The organism is Actinotalea sp. C106 (assembly GCF_023630195.1).
In the GTDB taxonomy this organism is placed as follows: Bacteria; Actinomycetota; Actinomycetes; order Actinomycetales; family Cellulomonadaceae; genus Actinotalea.
The window spans coordinates 1-2,340 of sequence record NZ_JALPKN010000391.1 but is presented as its reverse complement, the minus strand read 5'-3'; the positions used below and the strand labels follow the sequence as shown (position 1 = coordinate 2,340).

The 2,340-nt window shown below is 74.2% G+C and carries 2 protein-coding genes; both read left to right on the top strand.

Translation table 11 applies throughout. The features are described from left to right. Positions 1-255: 255 nt before the first annotated feature. On the top strand, positions 256-1,458 hold the full coding sequence (locus L0B03_RS16750; protein WP_250447983.1) for an acyltransferase: 1,203 nt from the start codon (positions 256-258) through the stop codon (positions 1,456-1,458). Between the two features lie 99 nt (positions 1,459-1,557). Next, positions 1,558-2,325: a PP2C family serine/threonine-protein phosphatase gene (locus L0B03_RS16745; protein WP_250447981.1), complete on the top strand. Its 768-nt coding sequence runs from the start codon at positions 1,558-1,560 to the stop codon at positions 2,323-2,325. The last annotated feature ends 15 nt before the right edge of the window (positions 2,326-2,340 follow it).

Below are 2,340 nucleotides of genomic sequence, written 5' to 3'. Positions count from 1 at the left end.
ACCTGCTGGGGACCGACCTGCGCGGGGCCGAGCTCGCGGGGACCGACCTGCGCGACGCCCTGTTCGTCACCGGCCCCCAGCTCGACGCCGCGCGCGGCGACAGCACGACGCTCCTGCCCCCGCGCCGGGCGCACCCACGCCACTGGTGACCCACCCCACCTCACCCGTCCGGGTGAACCCCTCCCTCTCGTGAGGGTAGATATGAGACATTTGTCCGGTTCGGCAGACCGCCCGGGGGGGGGGGGGGGGGGACAGATGGGCACGACGGAACGACCGGCTCCGGCCGCATCCACCAGACGTCGTCTCGCCAGCCTCGACGGGCTGCGCGGGGCAGCTGCCGTCGTCGTCCTGGTGCACCACGCGCTCCTGGTGATCCCCGTCCTGGCCACGATCCAGGGGGACGGCACGGCGGCCGGCTCCGGACCCCTGCTGTGGCTCGTCACCCACACACCGCTGCACCTGCTGTGGGCCGGGGAGGAGGCGGTCATCGTCTTCTTCGTGCTCAGCGGCCTGGTCCTGACCTTGCCCGCCCTCGCACGCCCCGTGGCGTGGCGCGAGTACTACCCCCGACGCCTGGTCCGCCTCTACCTCCCCGTCTGGGGCTCGCTCGCGGTCGCCGTCGTGCTCGCCGTGCTCCTGTCGGGGCGCTCCGGCGCGGGCCGGTCCGCCTTCGTCCAGGTCTGGCAGACGGCGTCGGCCCAGGACGCCTGGCACGACGCGCTCCTGCTCGACGGCGTCGGACCGCTCAACGTCGCCCTGTGGTCCCTGCAGTGGGAGGTGGTGTTCTCCCTCCTGCTGCCCGCCTTCCTGCTGCTCGTGCGGCGCGGGCGCTCGCTGTGGCCGATCACCGTCCCCGCGGCCTTCGTCCTGATCGCCGCAGGGACGCTGCTCCAGTCGCCCGCGCTGCGCTACCTGCCGATCTTCGCCCTCGGCGTGATCCTGGCGGCACACCTCGACGACGTCGGACGAGCGGCACGGCGGGTCGACGAGCACCCGCACCACCGGGTGCTGTGGACAGCTCTCGCTCTCACCGCCACGGCCCTCGTGACAGCCCGGTGGACCGTGCGCGGGCTCCCGGTCGACGCCCCGGCGCTCGAGGCCCTCGCGAGCGGGGCGTCGATCCTCGGGGCCTGCCTCGTCGTCGTCCTCGCCCTGCACTGGGACCCCTTGCGCCGAGCCCTCGAGACCCCCGTGTGGCAGTGGGTCGGGGTGCGCTCCTTCAGCCTCTACCTCGTCCACATCCCGGTGATCGCCGCCGTCACGCTCCTGCTGCCGGCGACCGTCGCGGGCCTCGCGGCAGCCCTCGCCGTCCCGGTGGCGGTGGTCGTCGCAGCCGTCTTCTACCGGCTGGTCGAGCGACCCGCCCATCACCTCTCGCGGCGGGTCGGTACCCGCACGGCGTCGATCCCCGCGCAGGGCACCACCGTGCGCTCCCCGGTGCAGCACTCGGCAGGCTGACCCGCGCACCACCCGGGGCGTCGCCCCAGCGCCTGCGTCGTACCGGTCCGTGGTCCACCATGGAGGCCGGACCACGACGCGCACCCCGGGGGGGACCAGATGGGACTGACGCTCGTCACGGCGATGCGATCGGTGACCGGACCGCACCGCAGCAACAACCAGGACTCGGTCGGCGCCTCGGAGGAGTACGTCTTCGTGGCCGACGGGGTGGGTGGTCACGCCGGGGGCGACGTGGCCTCCTGGACGGTCACGCACCGCCTCATGTCGCTGCTCGCCCCGGCCGGCAGCCGTGACCTGTCGACCGAGGAGCTGCAGGGGGTGCTCGCCCAGGCCAACGCCGAGATCGGCCAGCGCGCCCGACGCGACCCCGCCCTGACCGGGATGTCGACGACCTTCACGGGGCTGTTCTGCACCGACGACGCGGCGCGGGTGGCGCACATCGGGGACTCGCGCGCCTACCTCGTCCGCGACGGGGAAGGACGGCGCGTCACCCGGGACGACTCCCTGGTGCAGATGCTGGTCGAGCAGGGTGCCATCGGGGCCGACGAGGCCTACGGACACCCGCGGCGCAACGTGATCCTCCGGTCCCTGGCCGGGTCGCTCGAGGACGGCGACAACATCACGATGCTCGAGGTCGCGACCGTCCCCGGGGACCGGTGGTTGCTCGCGAGCGACGGCCTCACCGACTACGTTCCCGAGGCCGAGGTCCTGGCCCTCCTGGCCGAGGCCGCAGGGCCGGAGGAGGCGGCGGACGCCCTGGTGGCCGCCGCCGAGGCTGCCGACGCCGGGGACAACATCACGGTGGCCGTGAGCGATGTCGTCGACGCCCCCGCGTCCGAGGCGGGCGCCGAGCGCCCCTACCGCTAGCTCGGCGCCGCGGCC